The organism is Clostridium sp. CM039 (genome assembly GCF_055081075.1).
The window spans coordinates 3,247,553-3,269,235 of the sequence record NZ_CM143649.1 but is presented as its reverse complement, the minus strand read 5'-3'; the positions used below and the strand labels follow the sequence as shown (position 1 = coordinate 3,269,235).

30 protein-coding genes and 1 riboswitch are annotated in these 21,683 nt (G+C 32.1%); of the genes, 4 read left to right on the top strand and 26 right to left on the bottom strand.

Annotation, left to right across the window (positions count from 1 at the left end):
• The first annotated feature begins 121 nt into the window (after nt 1–121).
• Together ACWJJ2_RS15370 and ACWJJ2_RS15365 are read left to right on the top strand one after the other, a co-directional pair.
• Nucleotides 122–1,156 carry a hypothetical protein gene (locus tag ACWJJ2_RS15370; protein WP_462953447.1) on the top strand — a complete coding sequence of 345 codons (1,035 nt, stop codon included), beginning with the start codon at nt 122–124 and terminating at the stop codon, nt 1,154–1,156.
• A gap of 78 nt (nt 1,157–1,234) precedes the next feature.
• Nucleotides 1,235–1,356: riboswitch (cyclic di-AMP (ydaO/yuaA leader) on the top strand.
• Nucleotides 1,357–1,911, top strand: a complete 555-nt coding sequence (locus ACWJJ2_RS15365) for a cell wall hydrolase (protein ID WP_216302383.1) — start codon at nt 1,357–1,359, stop codon at nt 1,909–1,911.
• Between the two features lie 130 nt (nt 1,912–2,041).
• Here ACWJJ2_RS15365 and ACWJJ2_RS15360 read toward each other — a convergent pair whose 3' ends face one another.
• Together ACWJJ2_RS15360 and trxA are read right to left on the bottom strand one after the other, a co-directional pair.
• Nucleotides 2,042–2,911 (bottom strand): NAD(P)/FAD-dependent oxidoreductase, encoded by an 870-nt coding sequence (locus ACWJJ2_RS15360; RefSeq protein ID WP_216302382.1) that lies wholly within the window; start codon nt 2,909–2,911, stop codon nt 2,042–2,044.
• Nucleotides 2,912–3,121: 210 nt separating this feature from the next.
• Nucleotides 3,122–3,439, bottom strand: a complete 318-nt coding sequence (gene trxA / locus ACWJJ2_RS15355; RefSeq protein WP_216302381.1) for a thioredoxin — start codon at nt 3,437–3,439, stop codon at nt 3,122–3,124.
• 558 nt (nt 3,440–3,997) lie between these two features.
• Between trxA and ACWJJ2_RS15350 the strand changes: the two genes are divergently transcribed.
• The gene (locus tag ACWJJ2_RS15350; RefSeq protein ID WP_462953446.1) at nt 3,998–4,777 is read left to right on the top strand and encodes a DUF3048 C-terminal domain-containing protein; all 780 of its coding nucleotides are present in this window, start codon (nt 3,998–4,000) and stop codon (nt 4,775–4,777) included.
• Between the two features lie 174 nt (nt 4,778–4,951).
• Here ACWJJ2_RS15350 and cwlD read toward each other — a convergent pair whose 3' ends face one another.
• Both cwlD and ACWJJ2_RS15340 read right to left on the bottom strand, forming a co-directional pair.
• A complete protein-coding gene (gene cwlD / locus ACWJJ2_RS15345; protein ID WP_220286298.1) occupies nt 4,952–5,665 on the bottom strand; it encodes an N-acetylmuramoyl-L-alanine amidase CwlD in 714 nt (237 codons plus the stop codon).
• Between the two features lie 224 nt (nt 5,666–5,889).
• Nucleotides 5,890–7,506, bottom strand: a complete 1,617-nt coding sequence (locus ACWJJ2_RS15340) for a Na/Pi cotransporter family protein (RefSeq protein WP_216302378.1) — start codon at nt 7,504–7,506, stop codon at nt 5,890–5,892.
• Nucleotides 7,507–7,899: 393 nt separating this feature from the next.
• On the opposite strand from ACWJJ2_RS15340, the gene ACWJJ2_RS15335 reads away from it, so the two are divergent.
• Nucleotides 7,900–8,544, top strand: coding sequence for a superoxide dismutase (locus ACWJJ2_RS15335; protein WP_216302377.1), 645 nt, complete (start codon nt 7,900–7,902; stop codon nt 8,542–8,544).
• Between the two features lie 115 nt (nt 8,545–8,659).
• Here ACWJJ2_RS15335 and rpsI read toward each other — a convergent pair whose 3' ends face one another.
• From rpsI to rplF, 22 genes are all read right to left on the bottom strand, one after another.
• On the bottom strand, nt 8,660–9,052 hold the full coding sequence (gene rpsI / locus ACWJJ2_RS15330; RefSeq protein ID WP_165414269.1) for a 30S ribosomal protein S9: 393 nt from the start codon (nt 9,050–9,052) through the stop codon (nt 8,660–8,662).
• Nucleotides 9,053–9,076: 24 nt separating this feature from the next.
• Nucleotides 9,077–9,511: a 50S ribosomal protein L13 gene (rplM, locus tag ACWJJ2_RS15325; protein ID WP_165414268.1), complete on the bottom strand. Its 435-nt coding sequence runs from the start codon at nt 9,509–9,511 to the stop codon at nt 9,077–9,079.
• Between the two features lie 164 nt (nt 9,512–9,675).
• Nucleotides 9,676–10,416, bottom strand: a complete 741-nt coding sequence (gene truA / locus ACWJJ2_RS15320; protein WP_165414267.1) for a tRNA pseudouridine(38-40) synthase TruA — start codon at nt 10,414–10,416, stop codon at nt 9,676–9,678.
• Nucleotides 10,417–10,478: 62 nt separating this feature from the next.
• Nucleotides 10,479–11,282, bottom strand: a complete 804-nt coding sequence (locus ACWJJ2_RS15315; RefSeq protein ID WP_216302376.1) for an energy-coupling factor transporter transmembrane component T family protein — start codon at nt 11,280–11,282, stop codon at nt 10,479–10,481.
• A gap of 78 nt (nt 11,283–11,360) precedes the next feature.
• Nucleotides 11,361–12,215 carry an energy-coupling factor transporter ATPase gene (locus tag ACWJJ2_RS15310; protein WP_220286295.1) on the bottom strand — a complete coding sequence of 285 codons (855 nt, stop codon included), beginning with the start codon at nt 12,213–12,215 and terminating at the stop codon, nt 11,361–11,363.
• Nucleotides 12,200–13,045: an energy-coupling factor transporter ATPase gene (locus ACWJJ2_RS15305; RefSeq protein WP_220286294.1), complete on the bottom strand. Its 846-nt coding sequence runs from the start codon at nt 13,043–13,045 to the stop codon at nt 12,200–12,202. The genes ACWJJ2_RS15310 and ACWJJ2_RS15305 overlap by 16 nt, the downstream gene beginning before the upstream one ends.
• Nucleotides 13,046–13,125: 80 nt before the next feature.
• Nucleotides 13,126–13,467 (bottom strand): 50S ribosomal protein L17, encoded by a 342-nt coding sequence (gene rplQ, locus ACWJJ2_RS15300; RefSeq protein ID WP_165414263.1) that lies wholly within the window; start codon nt 13,465–13,467, stop codon nt 13,126–13,128.
• A 12-nt stretch (nt 13,468–13,479) separates the two neighbouring features.
• Nucleotides 13,480–14,427 carry a DNA-directed RNA polymerase subunit alpha gene (locus ACWJJ2_RS15295; RefSeq protein WP_216302374.1) on the bottom strand — a complete coding sequence of 316 codons (948 nt, stop codon included), beginning with the start codon at nt 14,425–14,427 and terminating at the stop codon, nt 13,480–13,482.
• Nucleotides 14,428–14,490: 63 nt separating this feature from the next.
• The gene (gene rpsD / locus ACWJJ2_RS15290; RefSeq protein ID WP_165414261.1) at nt 14,491–15,111 is read right to left on the bottom strand and encodes a 30S ribosomal protein S4; all 621 of its coding nucleotides are present in this window, start codon (nt 15,109–15,111) and stop codon (nt 14,491–14,493) included.
• A gap of 57 nt (nt 15,112–15,168) precedes the next feature.
• Nucleotides 15,169–15,561: a 30S ribosomal protein S11 gene (gene rpsK / locus ACWJJ2_RS15285; RefSeq protein ID WP_165414260.1), complete on the bottom strand. Its 393-nt coding sequence runs from the start codon at nt 15,559–15,561 to the stop codon at nt 15,169–15,171.
• A 15-nt stretch (nt 15,562–15,576) separates the two neighbouring features.
• Nucleotides 15,577–15,945, bottom strand: coding sequence for a 30S ribosomal protein S13 (rpsM, locus tag ACWJJ2_RS15280; protein WP_216302373.1), 369 nt, complete (start codon nt 15,943–15,945; stop codon nt 15,577–15,579).
• A gap of 129 nt (nt 15,946–16,074) precedes the next feature.
• Nucleotides 16,075–16,188, bottom strand: coding sequence for a 50S ribosomal protein L36 (gene rpmJ / locus ACWJJ2_RS15275; RefSeq protein ID WP_021122033.1), 114 nt, complete (start codon nt 16,186–16,188; stop codon nt 16,075–16,077).
• 15 nt (nt 16,189–16,203) lie between these two features.
• Nucleotides 16,204–16,422 (bottom strand): translation initiation factor IF-1, encoded by a 219-nt coding sequence (gene infA / locus ACWJJ2_RS15270; RefSeq protein ID WP_125002904.1) that lies wholly within the window; start codon nt 16,420–16,422, stop codon nt 16,204–16,206.
• Nucleotides 16,423–16,429: 7 nt separating this feature from the next.
• Nucleotides 16,430–16,711 carry a KOW domain-containing RNA-binding protein gene (locus tag ACWJJ2_RS15265; protein WP_216302372.1) on the bottom strand — a complete coding sequence of 94 codons (282 nt, stop codon included), beginning with the start codon at nt 16,709–16,711 and terminating at the stop codon, nt 16,430–16,432.
• Nucleotides 16,712–16,725: 14 nt separating this feature from the next.
• The gene (gene map / locus ACWJJ2_RS15260) at nt 16,726–17,472 is read right to left on the bottom strand and encodes a type I methionyl aminopeptidase (RefSeq protein WP_216302371.1); all 747 of its coding nucleotides are present in this window, start codon (nt 17,470–17,472) and stop codon (nt 16,726–16,728) included.
• On the bottom strand, nt 17,469–18,122 hold the full coding sequence (locus ACWJJ2_RS15255; protein ID WP_216302370.1) for an adenylate kinase: 654 nt from the start codon (nt 18,120–18,122) through the stop codon (nt 17,469–17,471). Before ACWJJ2_RS15255 ends, map begins: the two co-directional genes overlap by 4 nt.
• Nucleotides 18,123–18,144: 22 nt before the next feature.
• The gene (gene secY / locus ACWJJ2_RS15250; RefSeq protein WP_216302369.1) at nt 18,145–19,425 is read right to left on the bottom strand and encodes a preprotein translocase subunit SecY; all 1,281 of its coding nucleotides are present in this window, start codon (nt 19,423–19,425) and stop codon (nt 18,145–18,147) included.
• Complete coding sequence (gene rplO / locus ACWJJ2_RS15245; protein ID WP_165414254.1) at nt 19,426–19,866, bottom strand: 50S ribosomal protein L15; 441 nt, start codon at nt 19,864–19,866, stop codon at nt 19,426–19,428.
• An 18-nt stretch (nt 19,867–19,884) separates the two neighbouring features.
• Nucleotides 19,885–20,064: a 50S ribosomal protein L30 gene (rpmD, locus tag ACWJJ2_RS15240; protein WP_216302368.1), complete on the bottom strand. Its 180-nt coding sequence runs from the start codon at nt 20,062–20,064 to the stop codon at nt 19,885–19,887.
• 12 nt (nt 20,065–20,076) lie between these two features.
• Entirely contained in the window at nt 20,077–20,574 is a 498-nt protein-coding gene (gene rpsE, locus ACWJJ2_RS15235) for a 30S ribosomal protein S5 (RefSeq protein ID WP_165414252.1), read from the bottom strand.
• Between the two features lie 17 nt (nt 20,575–20,591).
• Nucleotides 20,592–20,954 carry a 50S ribosomal protein L18 gene (gene rplR / locus ACWJJ2_RS15230; protein WP_165414251.1) on the bottom strand — a complete coding sequence of 121 codons (363 nt, stop codon included), beginning with the start codon at nt 20,952–20,954 and terminating at the stop codon, nt 20,592–20,594.
• Between the two features lie 20 nt (nt 20,955–20,974).
• On the bottom strand, nt 20,975–21,514 hold the full coding sequence (gene rplF / locus ACWJJ2_RS15225) for a 50S ribosomal protein L6 (RefSeq protein WP_216302367.1): 540 nt from the start codon (nt 21,512–21,514) through the stop codon (nt 20,975–20,977).
• Nucleotides 21,515–21,683: the final 169 nt, after the last annotated feature.

The window sequence follows — 21,683 nt, the reverse complement described above, 5'->3', positions numbered from 1 at the left end:
AATTTTATTCAACATATACCACTTTTACATTCTAAGAGTATAATTCTGTAACTAAACTAGAATAATATATGTATTAAATTAATATATGAATACAAGACAAATAATAAGGGAGTGAGTTTTTTTGAACGAGCAAAAAGAAAATGTAGATATTATAGATACTAGTAACAAAAGAAAAACATTTAAAATCATACTTTTTCTATCTATTATCATGATCTCCATAGGTATTTCCTTAACTATCTATTACAAATCTATAAATAAGGTATATGATTCCTATAAAACTGCCTTAATAACTAATATTAATATTATTAATACGGTTAATAACAATACAGGACGGTTTAATAGTGGCCAAACAATAGATGTTGGTTATGCCAAAGAACAATTGCCTAGTATTATTAAAGATTTAGCTAAGCTCCGCGATAATTTATCAAATTCAGAACCTACCGCGAAATATAAAAAAGATCATGAAAATTTAAAATCAGGCTTAGACAAAAACCTATTAATATACAGACAAACACTAGCAATTTTAAATAATCCTTCTGGTCGAGATGTAGAAAAATCCGTGGAGGATCTTAAAACCTTTAGAAATGATTGCATGAATTTTTACTCCTTAGTAGATATTCGTAATATTGAAATAACACTGCCAAGAACATCTTTAGTCTTCATTGATAATGTACTTAATTACAGTTATAGCGCCGTAATGATAAGAAAAGAAACAGATATTAAATCGGAACAAACTCAGGAATTTATCAATAAAACTGATAGCTTATCCGTGGATTTTTTAGATGCTAAAACTGATTTTTACTCAAATGTAATAAAAGCGAGAAAAAAAGAGATATCCTATGATGACCTTTTGTCGCTAGTAGATAGTGATTTTACAAAATTAAGCGAAATGCAAACTACATTTAAAGGTTTATCTGTGCCTCCTGCGGCTATTACTACTTATGAATCCTTCAAACTTTTATTAGATAACCAGGAAAGCTATTTAAGGGATTTTAAACTTGCGCTAACAAGTGAGAAAGTTCAAACTTTAAGTACGGCTGTAGACACCGCCGCATTAGATGCTCTATACAATTCTTCTAATGTGCTATTTACACAAGTGGAACGTTCTTATAATGATTTTATTAAAGTCTATACTCAGCTAAAGAATAATAAATAAATACGTATATATTTTATAACTTCATTGTTTTTCGTTATAATATAAAAATTTAGCGTATTATTTTCGTACTCTTGGTCACACTATTATTAGCCGAAGTAAAAAATACGGAGGAACCAAGCATTTGGGGTGAATCACTTATTGTGTAGGTTAAACCTTTCCCGAACCCGTCAGCTAACTCCGTAGGCAAAAGGAGAGATACTATGAAAAAATTTGCTTTTTTATCTTGTATGCTAACATTATTATTAGTATTGCCTAGTTTAAGAGTAAATGGTAAAAATTTATACTCATTTGATTCAGAAATTAAAGATTTATATAACGATAAACTAGAAGCAGTCGCAGTATTTAAACAGTCAAATAGCTCAATTTACATTACTGATAACGACATTTATTTAATGTCGCAAGTTGTATACGCCGAGAGTTGTGGTGAACCTGATATCGGCAAACTCGCAGTAGCATCCGTTATACTAAATCGTGCTCGTGATGGTCATTTCCCAAAATCTATTTCTGGTGTTATAAATCAAAAAAACGCTTTTTCTTGTGTTAAAGATGGGAAAATAATTCACAATGGCAAAGCGAATGTTATTCCCGATTCTGCTTGTTACACTGCTGTATTAGATGCATTAAAAGGTAAAGATCCTACATATAATGCTGTTTTCTTTTATAACCCTGAAATATCTACTTCTCAGTGGATGATAGGTATAAAAAAAACAAATGTAAAAACTATAGGAAATCATGTTTTCTTTGTAGTTAAATAAAAAAAAACTGTAGTTATAAGCTACAGCCAGGTAGCTCACTTTAGTTAATTCTAGCTACAGCTAGTTCTAACTACAGTTAGCTACCTAATTTTATTGTTAATAACATAAAAATAAATAGTCAGCATCTATCTTATTTATTTTTATGTTCTTTATCTAAATAGGTAACTGCACTTAATGCTGCTACTAATCCTTCACCTGCAGCCTTAATATACTGATATGGCTTACCTATGCAGTCGCCTGCTGCAAAACATCCTTCTATATTGGTTTTCATACTTCTATCAACTTTTATATGTCCCTCTTCGATTTCAAGACCTGGCACCAATTGACTAGGAGACACACTATCTCTTAGCATGAAAATTCCATCTGTAGTTATCTCGCCCTTCTCTAAAATAACCTTAGTTACCACATCCTCACCAACTATTTCTAAAGGCTTATTTTTTATTATCTCCACGTTAGAATTTAAATCGTATTCCCCTTTGTACATAGGGATATAATATGTTTTTCCACTCAATTCACTTACATAATTAGTTTCTTCTTCACTTTCTTTATTATATCCGACTATAACAACTGTTTTTCCTTTATATAATGGAGCATCGCAAGTAGCACAGTACCCTACTCCTTTTCCTAAAAACTCTTCTTCTCCTTTTAATGCTTTCGTGTATTCTATCCCCGTAGCTAAAATTATTGCTTTAGCCTCATATATTTTTTCATTTACCATCAAAGCAAAATAATCCCCCATGGCATAAACATTATTTATTCTCTCATTTACAATACCTATCCCCATGGCAGCAACATGTGCTGCAAATTCATTCTTAAGGTCCTTTCCTGAAACGTTATAGAACCCTAAAAAATTGTTTACCTTTGCTGCTTTTACTAGCTTTGGACTTAATTCTTTGCTTCCAAAAATTATTATGTTTTTATTTCTAATTTTAGCACTAATAGCTGCTTCAAGGCCTGCTGGGCCTGTTCCAATTATAGCTATATCATATCTCTCACCCATAATTTCTCCTCCTTATGTTTTTATCCTAGTATCTGCCATTCTACTTATTTGTCCCTATGATAAATAAAAATTCTTCACTTAGAAAATGGAGATATTTATTTAAATTATAAAAATTTAAAATATCTATCTCCAAACATTTCTATTTAATACTTACATTACTTTATTTAACTTTATTACCATATCAATCATCATTTTTAGTGCTGTAATATTTTATATATGATTTTCTATTATTTTCTTTAAGTCTGCTTTAGGTCTGAATCCTACCATAGTTTCTTTAACTGCTTCTTTGCTAAATACCATAACTGTTGGAATACTTGAAATTTTATACTTTGATGATATCATAGGACTCTCATCTACATTTACTTTTGCAAATTTAACTTTTGTTCCCATTTCCTTTGCTAATTCTTCAATTACTGGAGTCAACATTTTACAAGGTCCACACCAAGGTGCCCAAAAATCAACTACAACTATATTATCTGAATTTCCAATTTCCTCATTAAAATTTTTATCATTAACTTCTTTAATCATATTATTACCTCCAATTATTATACCCCACCAGGGTATATTTATAGCTTAATTGTATACCTTATTATTTTACTAGTCAATAATATTTCAAACTTAAATCTGTTGAATTTAAATTTTTTTTGTATAACTGTCATTGTTGTAAAATTTCTAAATTTATATACACATTTCAGAATTAGTATACCCAAACCAAATCTTAAAAATGTCCGAAATACCTTTGTATTGTTATTTATTTTTATGTTCCTAATATCTTTTTCACTATAGCGTTATTATATTGTGTTTTTTTATTCTTACTTATACTTTGATTGTACTTATGATTAATCTAATTATATCACAGGATTTATTTTTTTTAATATAATTAGATTAATAATAATACAAAATATATTATTATTTTGTATTAAAATTTTAATTATTTCATATTATGATATTAATGCCACTAATTATAAAGAGGTTCTCTGAATAAAGAAAATCTCGTTAATCTTCTAATAATTTTACTACTTACGACCTGTTCCTAGTTAAATAAGACTATTAAAATATTATATATAGACACTATGGGAGGACCTTATGGCAAAGAAAAATTTTACTTTTATCATATATTTTTTAAGTTCTATTTTAGTATTAGTTCTTTCACTATTTGTTTATAGGTTTACTATGCATATTTGTTACCTTAATTTACATGATCAAATAACTACACCAAAATATACAGGTGAAAGAGTTTCTAAAACTTATTCTGCCCAGCTCAAAAAAATTGCAACTTTTATTAATACTACTAATGAACCATCTATTAAGGGACTTAGTAATGCAGATTTGATCCTTGAGTTTTTAAGTAAGTCTAATGGCCTTACTTATAAAGCTATGTTTAGCCAAGAAAGTGCTAAAAATGTTAGTTCAACAATTAATTTAAAAGATTATTGTAATTCATATTTACCAGTATTAAAATTTTCCAATAACGTTGAAACAAAAGCCCTTAAAGGTATCAATGCAACTTCCATTTTTATAAGTTTTAATGAAGATTCATCTTCAAATTTTTTATATCGAAATGGAGAGTATTATCATTATAGAGGCTTAAACATTGATAATGATAATAATACTCCTGTAAAGCTAACTAATGTTATTGTGCAATTTGTACACGGTAACATTGTAAATGATGAAACCTTAGCTTCATCTGAATCTTGTGGCACCGGATTATTGTTTTGTAGCGGAAAAGCTCAAGATATTAAATGGGATAGGAAGAATAATTCTAAAATAAATATTACAGACCGAAAAGGAGACCCTATTTCACTAATGCCAGGCCCTACATGGTGGACTTTTATTGATGAAACCTCTTCTATAGCCTACGATTAGCAATTAAATTATCCTTTTTAAATCTGTTCATCGTCATCTTCAAAGCTGTATTATTATGAAAATTTAATTACAAACCAAAAAGCATATTTCTAAAATAATATGCCTTTTTAGGTTACCCACATTTAAATAAGTATTATTATTCAAACTATTCCAAACTTGCTCCATTATACTTATTTACTCTTTTGGATTACTTTTAAAAAACTCGTCTACAGATTTGCTTATGGAGTCTGCAATTTTTCTTTGATATTCATCTGACTTTAATTTTTGTTCTTCTTCATTGTTTGATAAAAATCCACATTCCACTATAACGCTTGGCATATTGTCATTCACCCTTAATAACTTGTAAGCATTTTTAGCAGGCTTCTGTATTCTCTTATTATTGGGATCCAAATCTACCCTAAGGTTTTTTTGAATTGTACTAGCTAATGTAACGCTATCTTTATAATCTGAGTACCATACTTGTGCTCCATAATATTTACTCTGTGAAAAATAATTTAAATGAACGCTAATTAACATATCACAATTACTTGATTTCTTTAAATCACATCTATTTTTTAAATCTTCATTGTAATTTGACCTTATAGTTCCACTTTTTGAATAAGATCCTGTATCTTCTTCTCTTGTCATAACTACCTCATATCCTGCTTTTTTTAAGCTCTCTTTAAGCTTTTTTGCTATACTTAAATTTATATCTTTTTCTACAGTACCATTTTGAGAGCTTGTGCCACCATCCATCCCTCCATGTCCGGCATCGATGAGTATTTTTTTATTCCCTTTACTAGCATTCATAGTTTCTTTTGAAAAGCTTAGATTTACGCCTATAAAGCCTACCATCCCTACAATGATTACTATGATAATTGCTACTAATTTGTTATTTTTATACCTCAATTCATCCACCCTTTTATTTATTAATATATGTTAACTTTATTCAACTTGCAGATGATTTATTAGTATTTTCATATTTGCTTTAGATCCTTTTTTATAAAAATCTATATGCAGTATTTATATTTACAATTTAACGGAAAACAAAAAGCACCCGCTAAAAATTATAGCGACTGCTTTCTGCTTTCCTCAAGTTATATGTAAATATATTTCACTTATATAAATTATGATTATTTGTTTATTACCACTTCTGCGATATTGGTTGCATGATCTCCTATTCTTTCAAAATTGCTAATAATATCTAGGTACATTGTCCCAACTGTAGCCCCGCATCCGCTACTATTTAATCTTCTTATATGTGATGATCTTAATTCGTTTTCTAAACTGTCAATTCTACTTTCTATTGCCATAACGGATTCTGCTTTCATAATATCATTGTTTTCAAAACTCTCAATACTAATTTCTAGGGCATTTACTATGTATTTATACATTCCATCTAACTCTTCTATAGCTTCTTTTGAGAATTTCAAATTCTTTTGAATCTTTTCACTAGTTAAATCCACTAAATTTTCAGCATGATCTCCTATACGCTCTATATCATTTACTACATTGAACATAGAAGTTACTATTTTAGTTTGTTCCTCCGATAATTGTGTTGATGAAAGCTTTACTAAATATGATGTAATTTCATCTTCAAGTAAGTTTATTAATTTTTCATTTTCATAAACAGTTCTTATATTACTTTCGTTATTGTTAGTAAAACACTCCATAGCAAGCTGTACATTTTCTTTTGCTAAGTTAGCCATTCTAACTACCTCTTGCGATGTTTGCCCAACCGCAATAACTGGTGTCTCTAGTAATCTATCATCTATATACTTAACCCCCATTATTACAACTTCATCTTCTCCAGGTATAATCTTGTTAACAAGTAAAACGAGATATCTAATAAATGGCACCATAATTATGGTATTTGTTATATTAAATATTGTATGGGCATTCGCAATTTGTCTTTTTATACCTATACTCCCACCCGGTGTTATAACTTGTACAAGTTGTATTACTGGGTTTATTAGTGGAATAAAAATTAATGTACCAAATATATTAAAAAACAGATGTATTAGAGCTGCTTTCTTTGCTGTTTTAGACGTTCCTATACTCGATAATAAAGCCGTTATACATGTGCCTATATTATTACCAAATAAAATTGGTACCGCCACTCCGAGTGGCAGTGCTGATGTAGAAGCTAATGCTACTAAAATACCCGTGGACGCAGAAGAACTTTGGAGTACTGAAGTCATAAGTACTCCTGTTAAAATTGCTAAGATAGTATTTCCTTCCAATTTCATTATTAAAGTTGCAAAAGCTGGCGAATTAGCTAGTGGAGACATAGCATTCTTCATTAATTCCATTCCTAAGAAAAGAATACCAAAGCCTAATATAATATTGCCTGTTTCCCTACCCTTTTTATCTTTTGAAAATAATATTGTTAAAGAACCTATTCCTAAAAATACTGGCATTATATTATCAAGTTTAAATGCAATTAGCTGCGCTGTTATAGTGGTTCCAACATTCGCTCCCATAATTACCGCCGCTGCCTGATATAGGTCCATAAGTCCTGCATTAACAAAACCAACTACCATTACTGTAGTTGCACTACTGCTTTGAATAACTGCTGTTATTGCAGCTCCTGTAGCTACACCTTTAATAGGATTAGATGTTATTTTATCAAATATCTTTTTGAGTTTTTCACCTGATGCATTTATTAACCCATCACCCATCATTTTCATTCCATATAAGAATAACCCGACGCCTCCGAAAAGGCCTATAACCATATTTATAGCCTGCATAAAATTCCTCCATGTCTAATGTATTATAAGTATTTTAATCATTCACACAAATAATACTATAGGTTTATACTTTATGTTAAGTAATTTACGACATATTTAACATAGACTTTAAAAAACTTAACACAAACATAACATATGAGGTATTTACTTTTAACGACATTCCAGAGGGGAAGTCTCCCACTTCTATAAGTGGTAGTTATATACCCTAACAAATAAAAACTTCAGTGGGAGTATAAAGCTCCTTCTAAAGTCGTCAATGCAGCTTCTTCAAAGCTGTTGCAGCTCCACAGGAGATGATTTAACTATCCATATAAAATAATATTATAATAAATTTCCATTACATATCATATAATTAAAATATAATGGAATAAAATATTTTATAGAGGTGATCTAATGTACAATTTAAAGCCTTACATTTTTGATTTTAAATCGGTGAATGGCTTTTCCAAGAAGCAGCTAGATGAGCATTACAAACTATATTCGGGTTACGTAAGCAAATTAAATGAAATTTGGAACATTCCCTATATACCCGGTAATTATACTGATAGCAATGCCACTTATTCCAAAATGCGCAGTTTAAAACTGGGCGAAACATATGCACTGAATGGGGTAAAGCTTCACAACCTTTATTTTGAAAACATGACTGGGGGAAGTAACACCCCTTATGGTCCCATATTTAATGCTATAATAAATCAGTTTGCGACCTATGATGATTTTATCTCCTATCTTACAAATGTAGGATTATCCATGAGAGGTTGGGTAGTTCTCTCTATTGATTCGCTTGATAGCAAATTACACATAATAGGAAGCGATTCACACGATACTGGAGCAGTATGGCAATCTTTCCCCATATTAGTAATGGATGTTTATGAGCATGCATATTTCATGGATTTTGGAACAGATAAGAAAAAATATATTTCTACGTTTATTGAAAATATAAATTGGAGTATTTTAAATGACAGATTCGAAAAATACGTTTTTTCAATTAGATCGGCGAATATGAACCAACATAGATATTATCCATATAGTCTTTTTTAATAGATAACTTTCTAAACATTTGTCAGTTATAGGTGATTTTAAATCATTTTATAAGTTTAAAAGAAATAAAATCCCCCAAACATGATTGTTTGAGGGATTTTTGACTTTATAAAGACTATCTCTTTGAGAACTGAGATGCTTTTCTTGCTTTTTTAAGGCCGTATTTCTTTCTTTCTTTCATTCTTGGATCTCTTGTTAAAAATCCTGCTTTTTTAAGCTCTGGTCTTAAAGTTTCGTCAGCTTTTAATAAAGATCTAGAAATACCGTGTCTTATTGCTCCAGCTTGACCTGTATATCCACCACCATTTACATTAACTAGAATATCAAATTTATCTTTAGTTCCAGTTAATACTAAAGGTTGGTTAACTATAAGAATTAAAGTTTCTAATCCAAAATAATTTTCTATGTTTCTTTTGTTTATAACAATTTTACCTTCGCCAGGTACAAGTCTTACTCTAGCAACTGATTTTTTTCTTCTTCCTGTTCCTATATATTGAACCTTTGCCATTATGTATCCTCCCTCCGAATCTAATTAGTATTTAAGCACTAGTGGTTCTGGATTTTGTGCTTCATTTTTATGTTCTGATCCTCTGTATACAGTTAATTTTTTAAGTGTTTGACGACCTAATGGTCCCTTTGGAAGCATTCTTCTTACTGCTTCTTCAAAAATAAACTCAGGTTTTTTAACTATTGCTATTCTATATGGAACTTCTTTTAATCCACCTGGATAAAAAGAGTGATGTCTTAACATTTTTTGGTCTAATTTCTTACCAGTTAAAACTATCTTATCAGCATTTATTACAATTACAAAGTCACCTGTATCAACATGTGGTGTAAATGTTGGTTTGTGCTTTCCTCTTAATATAGCTGCTATTTGACTAGCTGCTCTTCCTAAAACTTTTCCTTCTACATCTACAACGAACCATTTTCTTTCTACTTCTAGTGGTTTTGCTAAGTATGATTTCATTATTTTCCCTCCCTGAACTTTTAACAATTAACTTCCTATGCTAAAGATCCGGGGCTAGTGGATCTTATACACGATATTTTATACAAACATTAATAAGTATAATACATTCTACCGGGTGTGTCAATGTTTTTACACGTGCTGTTTGAATTTTATTGATTTTTATTTTAATAAAAAACTTCCTCCAAACATAATCCCCCGGGTGGAGCAGATTTTCCAGCCTTTGCTCTCTCTTTTGACTCAATTATATCTTTAATTTCATTAGGTTTAATTTTTCCTTCTCCAACCCTAATTAGCGCTCCAACTATTATTCTAACCATATTATAAAGGAATCCGTCAGCAGCAATATATATTTTTATAAGTTCTTCATCCTTTATTATATCTAGTTGCGAAATAGTTCGTACAGAAGTTTTAACCGAACTGCCCAGATTTTTGAATGCAGAAAAATCATGAGTACCTATAAAATATAACGCCCCTAGTTTCATAGCATCTACATCTAATATCTCTTTATGGTTATATATGTAATTACGTCCTACGGCAACAGACTCTCGCCTATTAAGTATAGTGTAACTGTACCGCTTCCCTTTACTATTATACCTTGAATGAAACTCATATGGAACCTCAATAGAATGTAAAATCACAATATCTAAGGGGAGCTTACTATTTATAGCTCCTGTGAATTTTTCCGCAGATATTTTACTATCAGTATAAAAGTTTCCTGTATACCCTTTTGCATGAACTCCGGCATCTGTTCTACTAGACCCCGTAATTTGAGTTTTTTCACCTGTAATCTCTTCAATAGCAAGCTCTATTTTTTCTTGAATAGTTCTAACATTATTTTGCTTTTGCCTTTGCCAACCTGAATAGTTTGTTCCATCGTATTCTATTATGAGCTTTATATTTTTCACTATTCCACGTCCTTTTCTATTTATACCTAGGATTTAATAATCCTTTGCACTTTAGTAGAATATTATGTTCTACTAACAATAGTAATAATAAACAACAGTGTAAAAGCAAAACTTGCAACATAATCTTTTTTTGTTATCTTTAGTTGTTTCATTCTAGTTCTTCCTTCTCCACCTTTGTAACATCTTGATTCCATAGCCATTGCTAATTCATCAGCCCGCCTAAAAGAACTTATAAACAAGGGTACTAAAATAGGGATTAAACTTTTTGCTCTACTTATCAAATTCCCAGACTCAAAATCAGCACCTCTTGCCATTTGTGCTTTCATAATTTTATCAGTCTCATCCATAAGAGTGGGAATAAATCTTAATGCAATAGTCATCATCATTGCTAACTCATGGGCTGGCACGCCTATTCTTTTAAATGGATTTAAAAGATTTTCTATGCCATCTGTTAACTCTATTGGGGATGTAGTTAATGTCAATATTGATGTTCCCATAATTAAAAACACAAGTCTAAGAATCATAAACGCTGCAACTATTAGACCTTCTTTATAAACATTTATAAACCCATAGTGAAAAATTAAATTTAACTCTTTCCCGCTAGTCATAAAAATGTTTAATACTGCTGTAATAAGTAATAAAACTAAAATAGGCTTTAACCCATTATAAATGTACTTAAATGACAAATTAGCTATTATTATTGTGGCTAAAAGAAATATAATTATAAATAGATAGCCTATAAAATTATTTACCAAAAATAGGTCCACAATAAACAAAAGGGATATTAGTATCTTAAATCTTGGATCTAATTTATGTACAAAAGACTCCCCTGGTATATATTGACCTATTGTAATATCTTTGATCATACAAATTCCTCCACTGTGCTGAAAGAAGCACATATTACTGCTTTATATATGATGTCTTCTTAATACAAAAAATTTATACTAATTCTTTTTTAATATTCTAAGCAATTCTTGTTTAGCTTTTTCTAAGGTAAATATATCTTGTGATAAATCGAATCCTTTATTACGTAGTTCCCTAATTAAGTATGTTGCCTGTGGCACTGCTAGACCTACACTTTCTAATAATTCTATTTCACTAAATACCTTCTGTGGCGACCCGTCTAGAATACACTTTCCTTTATCCATTACTACAATTCTATTAGCAACCTTGGCCACATCTTCCATACTATGCGATACTAAAATTATAGTCATGTCATTTTGGTTGTACAATTCAACAAGCTTACTTAAGATATCGTCTCTTCCTTTTGGATCGAGTCCTGCAGTTGGTTCATCTAAAATTAAGACCTTTGGCTGCATAGCCACTACTCCTGCAATAGCTACTCTTCTCTTTTGACCACCACTTATTTCAAAAGGTGATTTGTCCTTATACTCTTCATAATCCAGTCCAACAATTTCCATAGCTCGCTGAACTCTTTTGTTTATTTCATCATTATCTAAGCCTAAATTTTGTGGCCCAAAAGCAATGTCTTTTTCAATAGTTTCTTCAAAAAGTTGATATTCAGGATACTGAAATACTAGTCCAACCTTTTTTCTTATGTTTGTCAATTTCACATTTTTGTTTGTTATATCTATGTCGTCTACTAATATTCTACCTGATGTTGGTTTTAACAGTCCGTTTATATGTTGTATTAGGGTAGATTTCCCTGAACCTGTATGCCCAATTAGTGCTACAAATTCCCCTTGCTTTATTTCTATAGATACATTATCTATAGCTTTTTTTTCGAAAGGAGTTTTTGGCATATATATATACGTTAAGTTTTCTATTTTAATTGACATAATGCATTCACCATCTCATTTATAGTTAATATATCTGTTTCTATATTAATACCACTTTGCTTAAGTTCATACGCGAGTTCTGTCACCATTGGAACATCTAAACCTATTTTTTTCATAACAGGTACATTTCTAAATATTTCTTTAGGTTTTCCATTCATTACGATTTTGCCATTATCCATAACTACAATTCTATCAGCTTCTACTGATTCTTCCATGTTGTGGGTTATTAAAATTATTGTTATGCCATGTTTTTTGTTTATTTCTTTAATAGTTCTAATAACTTCTTTTCTCCCAAATGGATCAAGCATAGCTGTTGGTTCATCAAAAACAATACACTTCGGCCTCATAGCAAGAATACCAGCGATAGCTACCCTTTGTTTTTGACCACCTGAAAGTAAATGTGGAGCATGTTTTGTATATTCGTACATTTTTACATTTTTTAATGATTCATCCACTCTTTGTCTAATTTCTTTAGGATCTAGGCCTAAGTTCTCTGGACCAAATGCTACATCTTCTTCTACAATCGTTGCAACAATTTGATTATCTGGATTTTGAAATACCATGCCAGCTACATTCCTAATTTTCCATAGATTAGATTCTACAGAGGTTTGCAATCCATCTACATAGATTTCCCCTTCAGTTGGTATTAAAAGTGCATTTACATGTTTAGCAAAGGTAGATTTTCCTGAGCCGTTATGACCTAATACTACTAAAAATTCACCCTTGTTAACCTCTAAATCTAATCCATCTATGGCTACTTTAGGTTGTTCATCTTCACTTCGAGGGTACTTATAAACAAGTTTATTACATATAACCATTTTTTCACCCATAAGTGTCACTCCCTACGTTTATAAATATGAATATGAAAATGGGGATTAAGTTTGTTCCCACTTAATCCCCTTTTCTCAAACTATACTAATTCTATTATGCTCATTTCTGCTGCGTCGCCTCTTCTTGGACCCATTTTCATTATCCTAGTATATCCGCCGTTTCTCTCAGCATACTTGGGTGCAATATTCTCAAATAAATCTTTAACAACGCTTTCTTCAGTAATAAATGCAAGTGCTTGCCTTCTAGCATGAAGATCTCCTCTTTTTCCAAGAGTTATCATTCTTTCAGCAAATTTTCTAGTTTCTTTTGCTCTAGTTACTGTAGTTTCAATTTTTCCATATTTCAACAAATTAGTTGCAAGACTTCTAAACATTGCAATTCTTTGATCAGTGGCGCGTCCTAATTTACGATATTGTGCCATGTGTTCTCCTCCTTACTCTTCAGTTAGTTTTAAGTTCAAACTCAAAGCTTGAAGTTTCTGTTCAACTTCTTCAAGTGATTTCTTACCTAAATTTCTAACTTTCATCATATCATCCATTGATCTTTCTGTTAGTTCTTGAACTGTATTAATTCCAGCTCTTTTTAAGCAATTATAGCTTCTAACGGAAAGGTCAAGTTCTTCAATAGTCATCTCAAGAACTTTTTCTTTCTTATCTTCTTCTTTTTCAACCATTATTTCAACATTATCAGCATGATCTGTTAATGTCATAAATAACTTAAAGTGTTCGATAAGGATTTTAGCTGATAAACCAATAGCTTCATCTGGTCTAATTGTTCCATTAGTCCAAATTTCAATAGTTAATTTATCATAATCAGTAATCTGGCCTACTCTAGTGTTTTCAACAGCAAAATTTACTCTCTTAACTGGAGTGTAAATTGAATCTACTGGTATTGTAGCTATTGGCAATTCATCTGTCTTGTTTTTACTCATAGACACATATCCTCTACCTTTGTTAACAGTTAGTTCCATGTATAATTTAGCATCATCATCTAATGTTGCTATATGTAAATCGGTATTAACGACTTCTATATCTCCATCAGTATTAATATCTGCTCCAGTAACTACTCCAGGTCCTTTAGCATCAATATAAATTGTTTTAGGACCTTCTCCCTCCATTTTAAGTGCTAAGCTTTTGATGTTTAGAATTAATTCTGTAACATCTTCTTTAACACCTTTAACAGTGGAGAATTCGTGAAGTACTGTATCAATCTTAACTGCACTTGTAGCAACTCCAGGTAATGAAGAAAGAAGAATTCTTCTTAATGCATTCCCTAAAGTTATACCATAGCCTCTTTCCAATGGTTCAATTACGAATCTACCATAAGAACCATCTTCAGCTGTTTCTACACATTCTATTTTTGGCTTTTCTATCTCTAACATAATAAACCCTCCTCTTTTTTAATTGGCAACCTATTATGAGGGCAACTGATTCTATATTAATGACTATTTGCTGTATAACTCGACGATTAACGTTTCATTAACAGGAACATCTATATCTTCCCTAGTTGGTTGTGCTAAAACTTTTCCTTCAAATTTCTCTAAGTTAGCTTCTAACCAATTTGGTAAAGCTTTAGGATTTTCAATGAAAACCTTAAACTTCTCAGTAGCTCTGCTCTTTTCACATGCAGATACTACTTCATTTGCTGTTAAACTGTAAGAAGGAATATCTACCTTTTTACCATTAACTAAGAAATGTCCGTGAGTTACTAGTTGCCTAGCTTCTTGTCTTGAATTTCCGTAACCCAATCTATAAACTACATTATCAAGTCTAACTTCTAAAAGTCTTAATAAGTTTTCACCTGTTATTCCTCTTAACTTGTCAGCTTTTTCATAGTATCTTCTAAATTGACTTTCAAGCACTCCGTATATTCTCTTAGCCTTTTGTTTTTCTCTCAATTGTAATCCATAATTAGACATTTTTTTCTTACTCTGTCCATGTTGTCCTGGTGCATAGCCTCTTCTGGCAAATGCACATTTATCTGTAAAGCATCTATCACCCTTAAGGTTTAGCTTCATGCCTTCTCTTCTACAAAGTCTACAAGTAGCTCCAGTATATCTTGCCATTCAAATTACACCTCCTATTTACTCTACTAATTAATTTACTAATTACTATATTAAGTACTATACTCTTCTTCTTTTCGGTGGTCTACATCCATTATGTGGAATTGGAGTAACGTCTTTGATTAATGTAATTTCTAATCCAGCCGCTTGAAGTGATCTAATTGCCGCTTCTCTACCTGCTCCTGGTCCTTTAACGAATACGTCAACACTCTTTAATCCGTGCTCCATAGCTGCTTTTGTAGCAGCTTCTGCTGCCATTTGAGCTGCAAATGGAGTACTCTTTCTTGATCCTCTAAAACCTAATCCACCTGCACTTGCCCAAGATAAAGCATTACCAGCTGCATCTGTAAGTGTAACGATGGAATTATTGAAAGTAGACTTTATGTGTGCACAACCGTGCTCAACATTTTTTCTTTCTTTTTTTCTTCTACTTCTTTTAACTTTTTGAGCCATTACATTCCCTCCTTACTATTTCTTCTTACCCGCCATTGTTTTCTTAGGGCCTTTTCTTGTTCTAGCATTAGTTTTAGTTTTTTGTCCTCTTACTGGAAGACCTTTTCTATGTCTTATTCCTCTATAACATCCAACTTCCATTAACCTTTTTATATCTAGTGCAACTCTTCTTCTTAAGTCACCTTCAATAATAAAGTTCTTAGTGATGTATGTTCTTAATTCATTAACTTCTTCTTCAGTTAAGTCCTTAACTCTTGTGTCAGGATTTACTCCTGTTGTTTTAAGGATTCCCTGTGATTTAGTTAAACCAATACCAAATATATATGTTAAACCTATTTCAATTCTTTTTTCCCTTGGTAGGTCAATACCTGCTATTCTTGCCATTTACTGTTTACACCTCCCACGTAATTGTTGTTATAATTTATCACATCTATAATTAAAAACGATATGATAAACATTTATTAATATATTAGCTTTGATATTTAATTCAATATCATTTGTAAATAAAACCGATTAACCTTGCTTTTGTTTATGTTTAGGATTTTCACAGATAACCATTACTCTTCCTTTTCTCTTTATAACCTTACATTTTTCACACATAGGTTTAACTGATGGCCTTACTTTCATAGCTAACCCTCCTTATTACTTGTCTCTCCAAGTTATTCTCCCACGAGTCAAATCATATGGGGAAAGTTCTACTGTAACCTTGTCTCCTGGTAATATTCTTATGAAATTCATTCTTAACTTTCCTGAAATATGAGCTAATATTTTATGCCCACTCTCAAGCTCAACTTGAAATATTGCATTGGGCAAAGTTTCTAATACCACACCTTGCATTTCAATTATATCATCTTTTGACATAAGGTAATTAAACCTCCTTACCAATATCTGCAGACTGCAAAAATATTTTAATTTTAGAATTAGTAACCTCTTTATTAGATAAAATTATATCTCTAATTTCCTCAGCTACTGTGTGAGTAAATTTTAGATGTTTAACCTTCTTTTTCTTAGGCTTCTCAATCTTTCTTAACTCTCCATCAGAAATATACACATATTCGTTATTTAGTATTCCTACCACAATAAAATTTCTATGCATATCCCTTCCCGCTTTAGAATGTACTACCTTACCTATAAGGCTATTTTTCTCCAAATCATTCACCTCTATTAGTTCAAAGTTAATATTTCAGGACCATTTTTTAAAATAGCAACAGTATTTTCATAATGTGCAGATAAACTGCCATCTCGCGTTACTACCGTCCACTTATTAGACTTTACTTTGACATAATGCTTTCCTATATTTATCATAGGTTCAATTGCAAGTACCATACCATGAACTAACTTAGGTCCTCTATTTGGAACACCATAATTAGGAATTTCTGGTTCCTCATGCATTGACTTACCAATTCCATGACCTACAAAATCCCTAACCACAGAATATCTATGGCCTTCAGCATAACACTGAATTTGCGCAGATATATCTGATAATCTATTACCGATTATAGCTTTTTCAACACCCTTAAAGAAACTGTTTTTAGTGACCTCAATGAGCATTGTAGCTTCATTGGATACTTTTCCTACTGGAAAAGTTCTAGCAGCATCTCCATGATAGCCATTTAATATGGCACCACAATCTATGCTAATTATGTCTCCTTCAAGTAAAATACGGTTAGATGGAATCCCATGAACCACTTCATCATTAACAGATGTACATATGGAAGCTGGAAATCCACAATAACCCTTAAAAGATGGTTTAGCACCTTGTTTTACTATGAACTCTTCAGCTAATTTATCCAGTTCTGCAGTGGTTATTCCAGGTTTTATTACCTGTTCAATTATTACAAGAGCTTCTGAAACCACTTTACCCGCACTTCTCATGTATTGAATTTCCATATCACTTTTTATGTTTATCATTTTTTTATTTCTTCTAAGATACCACAGATACTTTCAAACACGCTGTTAATTTCTAGCGTCCCATCAACTACTGATAGTAAGTTTTTATCATCATAGTACTTTATCAATGGTTGTGTTTGAGCCTCATATATGTCTATCCGTTCATTAACGGTTTCTTCAGTGTCATCAGCTCTTTGTACAATATCACTTCCACACAAATTACATTTTCCGTCCACTTTCGGCGGATTGAATGTAATATGATAGCTAGCACCGCATGTAAGACAAACCCTTCTACCAGTCATTCTACCTAGAATAAATTCTCTAGGCACCTTTATTAATAACGCTGTATCAAGGGTGTTACCCTTTCCGTCTAATAAAGTTTTTAAGGCTTCACCTTGATTAACAGTTCTAGGATAGCCATCTAGTAAAAATCCATTACTACAATCTTCATTATTTAACCTATCCTTGATTATATCTATAGTCAATTCATCTGGGACTAAGTGCCCCTTATCAATATGTTTCTTAGCTTCAATTCCAAGAGGGGTTTTTTCTGAAATATTCTTCCTGAATATGTCCCCTGTTGATATATGTGGTATGGAAAATTTATTACTTATGGATTTTGCTTGCGTTCCTTTTCCGGCTCCCGGAGGACCTAACAAGATTATTCTCATAGTATCATCTCCTGGTAATAATTTATTTAAGGAATCCTTGGTAATGCCGCATTACTAATTGTGATTCAAGTTGTCTTAAAGTTTCAAGAGCAACATTCACCATAATTAATAACATTGTACCTCCAAAATATATTCCCTTAAAGTGAGTATATCCCTCTATAAAAATAGGGAATATTGCTATAACAGCGGCAAAAGTTCCTCCCAGTATCGAAACCTTAGTCAATACCTTATCGATATAAGTTGCTGTATTCTCACCCGGTCTAATTCCTGGTATGAAACCTGATGATTTATGCATATTTTCAGCCATTTCATCTGGTTTAAATGTTACCTGAGTATAAAACCATGTAAAGAATACTATTAATACAAAATACACCAATGAATACTTCCAACTGTTTTTTTCAAATATGCTCCAAGGACTTCCTACAATGAACTTTGCAATTGAAGATGTCGGTTTAAGCTGTGCTATTGTTTCTGGGAATGTCATTACTGACATTGCAAAAATTATACCGATAACTGCAGATGCAGTTACACCAATTGGAATATGAGTTGATTGTCCTTTAAAAACCTTGTTTCCAACAGCTTTTCCGGCATATTGAACTGGAATTCTTCTTTCACCTAAACTTGCTATTACTACTGCAACTAATAATGCTATAGCAACTACAATAAACATTATAACCTCTACAAAATTTACAGTGCCTGCCTTCTGAAGTTCAGAAATTTTATACACTGTTGAAGGTAATCCAGATACCATATTAATAAAAATTATTAATGAAATACCATTACCTATACCTTTACCTGTGATTTGTTCACCTATCCACACCAAAAATGTTGATGCAGTAGTCATCGTTAGTATCACTAAAAATATGGCTAAACTAGATGTATCTGTGAATGCTCCAGTACCTGCAATAACTGCATACATACCGAGGGCCTGTAAAGCACCCAGCACTATTGAAACATATCTAGTAAGGTCTTGTATTCTCTTACGTCCTTCAACCCCTTCTTTAGAAAGTTGCTCTAAATACGGGACTGCTATTACAAGTAACTGCATTATGATTGATGCGGTTATGTACGGACCAACACCCATAGCAAAAATACTAAATTTACTTAATGCGCCACCCGACATCAAATCATAAAAACTAATTAATGTTCCACCATTACTAGTTAAGTCTACAAGTTTGCTAGCATCTACACCTGGAACAGGAATGTAAATACCCATCCGCATAATTGCAACCATAAGTAGCGTGAATATCATACGCTTTTTTAAATCAGGAACTTTCCAGGCATTACGTAGGGTTGATAACATTTATATCACCTCAACTTTTCCTCCAGCTGTTTCAATTTTCTCAGCTGCTCCTTTAGAAAATCTTGATACTTTTACAGTTAATTTCTTTTCTAAATCACCATTTCCAAGTATCTTAACTCCGTCATATGCTTTTCTTATGACTCTTCTCTCTAATAGCAATTCTGTTGTAACTTCTGTACCATCTTCGAACATATTCAGTCTATCTACATTTATACAAGAATATTTTTTCGCAAAAATATTTGTGAACCCTCTTTTAGGTAATCTTCTGTATAAAGGCATCTGACCTCCTTCAAATCCTGGTCTTGTTCCTCCACCTGATCTAGAGTTTTGTCCATCTTGACCTCTTCCTGCAGTTTTTCCCCATCCTGAACCAGTACCTCTACCGATTCTCTTAGGAGATTTTTTGGAACCTTCCGCAGGTCTTAAATCTTGAAGTTTCATGTCAACACCTCCTCTTTTTTATACTTGCTCTACTTTTACTAGATATATAATTTTGTTTATCATACCTTTGATCTGAGGAGTTTCCTCGTGCTCAACACTATTTCTTATTTTTTTTAATCCTAAAGCATTAACTGTAGCTATGTGTTCTTTCTTTCTACCTATTAAGCTTTTAACCAATGTTATTTTAACTTTAGCCAAGGTTTTCCCCTCCTATCTTAAAATTTCTTCTACGGTCTTGCCTCTTAATTTAGCAACGTCTTCTACTGTTCTTAAACCTGCTAAACCTTCGATAGTAGCATTAACCACATTTCTTGCATTACTAGAGCCTAAAGATTTAGCTCTAACATCCTTTAATCCTGATAATTCTAGAACTGCTCTAACTGGACCACCAGCTAAAATTCCTGTACCTTCAGCACCTGGCATTATGTGTATAACCGAAGTACCAAACTTTCCATCAATAGTATGTGGAATAGTTGTTCCAACCATAGCTACATTTATTAAGTTCTTTTTAGCATCTTCTATTCCTTTTCTAATTGCTTCAGGAATTTCTACAGATTTACCCATTCCAACGCCAACGTGTCCGTTTTCGTCTCCAACAACAACTAGTGCGCTGAATCTGAAGTTTCTTCCACCTTTAACAACCTTAGCAACTCTGTTTATATTAACTACTTTTTCTTTAAGATCTAATGTGCTAGGATCTATTTTCATGTGTTTCCCTCCTTCTCTTAGAATTTAAGTCCAGCTTCTCTTGCTCCCTCAGCGAGAATTTGCACTCTACCGTGGTATACATATCCGCCTCTATCAAATACTACTTCTTCTATTCCTTTTTCAAGCGCTCTTTCAGCAATCATTTTTCCTACTAATTTAGCAGCATCTTTATTGCTTCCTATCTTTTGTTCAAAAGCTTTATCTACGCTTGAAGCAGAAACTAGTGTGATTCTTGCAACATCATCTATTACTTGAGCATATATGTTCTTTTCACTTCTATATACAGCTAATCTAGGTCTTTGTGCTGTACCAGAGATCTTTTTACGAACTCTAAGATGACGCTTAACTCTTGACTTTTGTCTATCTTCCTTCTTGAACACATCATTCACTCCTTCCTACTTTATTTACCTGTTTTACCTTCCTTACGTCTGACAACTTCGCCAGCATATCTAATTCCTTTTCCTTTGTAAGGTTCTGGTTTTCTCCAAGCTCTTATTGTTGCTGCAACAGCTCCAACTAATTGTTTATCAGTACCTTTTACTATAATTTTGTTAGCATCAGGTAATTCAAATTGGATTCCTGCAACTGCATCTATTTCAACTGGATGTGAATATCCAAGACTTAATGTTATTTTAGTGCCTTTTAACTGAGCTCTATAACCAACACCAACTAACTCAAGCGTTTTTTGGTATCCCTCTGTTACTCCAATAACCATATTGTTTATCAATGATCTTGTTAATCCATGAAGAGCTCTATGTTCTTTTACATCGCTTGGTCTTGTAACTACTACAGTATTATCTTCCATAGCTATATTCATTTTAGTACTCATGCTTTGAGTTAACTCACCTTTTGGTCCTTTTACATTTACAACATTCATTGGTGAAACTGCAACAGTCACTCCATTAGGTATAGCTACTGGAAGTCTTCCGATTCTCGACATACTTACACCTCCTGTATTCTTTTTAGACACATAACAATTATTAATTGCTACGTCTCGTATGTTCCTTTTAAATACTAACCAATTCTTAATTGTTTAGTCTCTATCTTACTTTAGGCACATAACAATTTTGTTTTTCCATGAATTATCTATTATTACTATGTACATAATA

Coding starts and splice junctions, on each gene's coding strand:
- ACWJJ2_RS15365 (WP_216302383.1), top strand. CDS start 1,357: ATGAAAAAATTTGCTTTTTTATCTTGTATGCTAACATTATTATTAGTA.
- ACWJJ2_RS15360 (WP_216302382.1), bottom strand. CDS start 2,911: ATGGGTGAGAGATATGATATAGCTATAATTGGAACAGGCCCAGCAGGC.
- trxA (WP_216302381.1), bottom strand. CDS start 3,439: ATGATTAAAGAAGTTAATGATAAAAATTTTAATGAGGAAATTGGAAAT.
- ACWJJ2_RS15350 (WP_462953446.1), top strand. CDS start 3,998: ATGGCAAAGAAAAATTTTACTTTTATCATATATTTTTTAAGTTCTATT.
- ACWJJ2_RS15340 (WP_216302378.1), bottom strand. CDS start 7,506: ATGCAGGCTATAAATATGGTTATAGGCCTTTTCGGAGGCGTCGGGTTA.
- ACWJJ2_RS15335 (WP_216302377.1), top strand. CDS start 7,900: ATGTACAATTTAAAGCCTTACATTTTTGATTTTAAATCGGTGAATGGC.
- rpsI (WP_165414269.1), bottom strand. CDS start 9,052: ATGGCAAAGGTTCAATATATAGGAACAGGAAGAAGAAAAAAATCAGTT.
- rplM (WP_165414268.1), bottom strand. CDS start 9,511: ATGAAATCATACTTAGCAAAACCACTAGAAGTAGAAAGAAAATGGTTC.
- ACWJJ2_RS15315 (WP_216302376.1), bottom strand. CDS start 11,282: ATGATCAAAGATATTACAATAGGTCAATATATACCAGGGGAGTCTTTT.
- ACWJJ2_RS15310 (WP_220286295.1), bottom strand. CDS start 12,215: ATGTCAATTAAAATAGAAAACTTAACGTATATATATATGCCAAAAACT.
- ACWJJ2_RS15305 (WP_220286294.1), bottom strand. CDS start 13,045: ATGGGTGAAAAAATGGTTATATGTAATAAACTTGTTTATAAGTACCCT.
- rplQ (WP_165414263.1), bottom strand. CDS start 13,467: ATGGCACAATATCGTAAATTAGGACGCGCCACTGATCAAAGAATTGCA.
- ACWJJ2_RS15295 (WP_216302374.1), bottom strand. CDS start 14,427: ATGTTAGAGATAGAAAAGCCAAAAATAGAATGTGTAGAAACAGCTGAA.
- rpsD (WP_165414261.1), bottom strand. CDS start 15,111: ATGGCAAGATATACTGGAGCTACTTGTAGACTTTGTAGAAGAGAAGGC.
- rpsK (WP_165414260.1), bottom strand. CDS start 15,561: ATGGCTCAAAAAGTTAAAAGAAGTAGAAGAAAAAAAGAAAGAAAAAAT.
- rpsM (WP_216302373.1), bottom strand. CDS start 15,945: ATGGCAAGAATAGCAGGTATTGACCTACCAAGGGAAAAAAGAATTGAA.
- rpmJ (WP_021122033.1), bottom strand. CDS start 16,188: ATGAAAGTAAGGCCATCAGTTAAACCTATGTGTGAAAAATGTAAGGTT.
- infA (WP_125002904.1), bottom strand. CDS start 16,422: ATGTCAAAAGATGATATAATTGAAATGCAAGGTGTGGTATTAGAAACT.
- map (WP_216302371.1), bottom strand. CDS start 17,472: ATGATAAACATAAAAAGTGATATGGAAATTCAATACATGAGAAGTGCG.
- ACWJJ2_RS15255 (WP_216302370.1), bottom strand. CDS start 18,122: ATGAGAATAATCTTGTTAGGTCCTCCGGGAGCCGGAAAAGGAACGCAA.
- secY (WP_216302369.1), bottom strand. CDS start 19,425: ATGTTATCAACCCTACGTAATGCCTGGAAAGTTCCTGATTTAAAAAAG.
- rplO (WP_165414254.1), bottom strand. CDS start 19,866: ATGAAACTTCAAGATTTAAGACCTGCGGAAGGTTCCAAAAAATCTCCT.
- rpsE (WP_165414252.1), bottom strand. CDS start 20,574: ATGAAAATAGATCCTAGCACATTAGATCTTAAAGAAAAAGTAGTTAAT.
- rplF (WP_216302367.1), bottom strand. CDS start 21,514: ATGTCGAGAATCGGAAGACTTCCAGTAGCTATACCTAATGGAGTGACT.